2 protein-coding genes are annotated in these 3,620 nt (G+C 48.9%); one reads left to right on the top strand and one right to left on the bottom strand.

What is annotated here, in order from left to right; genetic code table 11:
• Positions 1 to 582 (top strand): site-specific integrase (locus tag BQ7486_RS00025; RefSeq protein WP_162272201.1); only part of this gene is annotated, 582 nt, incomplete at its 5' end.
• 2,439 nt (positions 583 to 3,021) lie between these two features.
• Here the strand turns inward: BQ7486_RS00025 and BQ7486_RS00015 are convergent.
• The coding region (locus BQ7486_RS00015; protein WP_143182965.1) for a phage tail protein at positions 3,022 to 3,620 on the bottom strand (599 nt) is incomplete at its 5' end.

The following is a 3,620-nucleotide window of genomic DNA, read 5'->3' as shown; positions in this document are numbered from 1 at the left end:
ATCATGGCTGTCATAGCCGCCGCCCCGACCAGGCTACAAATCTTGTTTCTTTGGTCGCTATGCTCAATGCTGCGGCCAGGCGAAACTGCAAAGCTCAGGAAAGACTGGATTAAAGACGAAACGCTGACCATTCCCGGAGACCAGATGAAAAAGCGCCGGCCTCACAGGGTTCCACTAACAAATTTCATGCTCCGTCTACTGGCGGAGGAACACAAACTCTCACCTCACCCGAAAAATGCCTTTGTCTTTTCAGGCATGCGGTCAAACGAGCACATGTCAAGCCAGAAGCTTGCCAAGTACCTTCATCAGACAACCCTTTCAGGAAAACTCGTTGCTCACGGACTGCGGTCAATCGCCAGGAGCTGGCTGGCAGACCACGCCATCCCGTTTGAAGTTGCGGAATCATGCCTCTCTCACGTGTCCGGGAGTCAAGTTTCACGCGCTTACCAAAGGTCTGATTATTTGGAGGCAAGACGCCCCGTCATGGACGCGTGGTGCTCTTATGTATACGGCTGTGCCCTGAGAGCCGGTCTTCTTCCACACATTATCAGCGCCAATGAGGAGGCCAAAGAAAAGTCTTAGCCCAAACCACAGGGGGCAGCCACCAGTATTCAGCCCCCTATCTTCTGATGATTTATAGACAGTTTGGGCACCGGACATAACAGGATCGATCATCCCAAAAAACACAACAGACGACACCGTAGATGGCTCATTTAACGGCGCTTTCTATAAATTATCTAGCGGCGGCAAGGGAGCATGGTCTGTCGATGATTCAGAAAATGCTCAGTATGGGCTCGGCTTCCGAGCTGGGTATTCAGACTCGACTTACGGCCAGTCAAGCGGTGTGTCCGTCCCGGCATGCTATGCCTTGATAATCATTAGCGTGTAAGCCGCCGGAACAGATACCCCGGAAGTGCGGCCGTAGACACTGCTCGAATCGGATGCCGTAAAAACCAGTCGTCCGGGAACAGTCTCAGCCACGCTATCTAAGTGCGATGAATAGGCGTCTTTGGTAGCCTTTTCCACTGAGAAAACTCCTGTACTTTTGCGTGTAGGCACGTACTCTATGCCTCTGACCTCCGTATACCCGCTGATGTCCGGCCGGACATCATTGGTGAATTTGACGTTGGGCACGCTGAATTACAATATACAAGCGGCGCTTTTTCTCTCATAGCCAAAGAGCAATCAAATTACGGTGTAGACAAATATCAACACCGAAAAATTGTTAAGTTTATGGCTTCTTCCGAAAACTCAATATATGGAAGATCTAACAATGTCAACGTCCCGTCAGCCTACGCCCTGATGATTATCAAAGTGTAAGAAGCGGGTACTTGCACCGTTGATGAGTTTCCGTAGATGCCATTCGACTTGGAAGCCGAAAAACCTAAAACAGTTGCTCTTATGGAGGAATCTTGGCAATGAGTATCAGCGTTCCCTTGGGATACTGCATAGAACGCCCCTTTGTGGTCAGTTGTCATTAAGGGATAGCCGCCGATTTGTACAGTGCCAGTTATGTCCGGACATAACGGGCACTGCTAATTATTTATCCGTTGGGTTAACTTTCGATGCTAAGCCTCATCCAACCGGGGCTTTCTATTGTCCCAATGTCTCTGCCAATGGGGGTGTTGCTGGGGATTCTCTTTGGCGAATGGATAGTTTTCAGTTCGCTGCCAGATGGTCCAGCTCGACATATGGAAACTCCTCAGGTGTTTCTGTTTCCGCTTGTTATGCCTTGATAATAATTAAGACATAGTAAGCTGGCACAGATACCGTACTGGCACGCCCGAAAATATAGTTACCTTGAGATGCCTCAATATCAATTTTGGCTCGGTAGTGGCTGCTACCTTTAGAGGCATATTGTGAATACGGATTATTCTCCGCTGCCACAGAATAGGAGCACACGCCACCAGCCCAAAAGATAACGCCATTATTTTCTGTATTCGTATCGCAGAGCAATGTACCAGTTATCTGTCCCCGGACATAACCGGAGAATTTCCGAATAATGACGCCGAGTATGACAAATATTACGCAGGAGCTTTTTGGACAGGCACTCCATTTGAAGGAGGTTATTCCGATGACCCTCAATCAAAAGGAAAGACCGGCCGATTTAAAGCATCGTGGGCCAGTTCCATTTATGGATATAACTCAGACGTTTTGGTTGATGCGCTTTATGTCTTAATAATAATTAAAACGTAAACGGCATCCACGGTTACTCCGGAGTAGATGCGGCCATAAGTCGCTACTGATCGTGAGGCTCTGAATGACCTCCATAACGAGTGGTATACCCCCGCCTGCATAATTTGACGAACCTTCACCGGAACTATCAGCAAAAGCCCCGGCTAACGCTCCTGTCTGATTAAGTCCAGATATAAGGCTTCCTGTTATACGTAATGTCCGGACATCAGTGGAACTTGGGGCTCCGCTTTCGAAGCCGATAACAGCGGGTGGCAGTCCACAGGGGCCGTGTATTCAGCAAAAACTGGTTCATTGAGTATGGAGATTCCCGGCTTCTCTGAGACGAGAGAATTTATACGTAGATCTTTTCGTGCCTCTCGTTATAGCGGCTATTACGGAGCATCAGGAGTATCAGTTGATGCCACCTATGTCTTGATGATCATCAAAGCATAGAGAGCATCAACACTAACCCCGTTAGACCGACCGAAGTATCCACTGACCAGGCTTGCGGACAAGTGAATGCCAGGCGTTTTTCCTAAAACAGGCGAATTGATGTGGCTGGCGGAATATGACGTTGACGTATACAACGCTCCGGAAGTTTTTTCTGTACCTCCGCTCACAAGGCTAATACTGCCAGTGATGTCCGGACATAAGTGGTTATGCAACATCCGGCATTATTTGGAAAAGCGCCTGGAGGACCTACGGTGCCCTCTGGACAGAAGACTCGGGAAACAGTGACAAAAAGTCCGTAGCGCCCGGGCCGGATCCGATTGTTAACGTCCGGATGCGTGCCGGCGCGTATGACAGTACGTATGGAAGATCGTCATCTGTGTCTGTCGCCGCGGCTTATGTTCTGATGATAATCAAGGAATAGGCCGCAGGAACGGAGACAGATGATGAATTTCCGTACACATTATTTGAATAATGGGCGGCAAAATTTAAAGCATAGTCATCACCGTAGCGGCCCCATCCGCATGAAAAATCAACCTTTTTTCCACGATTAAAGCAACCGGAATATATAGCACCACTAGAAAAATGAAAGCCACCAGAATCACCATTGAAGTTTGGTGAAAAAGAACCCGTGATGTCCGGTAACCCAGCACTTACGTAGCTACCGAGGTTTCCCGTGTTGGTTGTGCCCAACACATGCCTACCATTGAAATTAGGCAAATTAAACGTGGTAGAGCCGTTGCCTGATCCATACCGGGTACCAATGGCCGCAAACAACTTGGCATAGGTCGTTCTGGAGACCGCTGCACCGTTACATAAAAGCCAACCGTCAGGGATCGTGCTGCCGGCAATCATTTTGTAATCACCGGGCTGAGCCCCTTCGCTCACTGTGATGTCAATCACCTGATCGACATCACCGTTGTATTCGCCGACCTTTACGCCGTTCACATTGACAGTGAGCTTTTTCTGCTGAATGTCGACTGCGACCGCCTTGC

The organism is Duodenibacillus massiliensis, from assembly GCF_900128485.1.
GTDB lineage: Bacteria > Pseudomonadota > Gammaproteobacteria > Burkholderiales > Burkholderiaceae_F > Duodenibacillus > Duodenibacillus massiliensis.
This window is presented reverse-complemented; position numbering and strand designations above follow the sequence as displayed.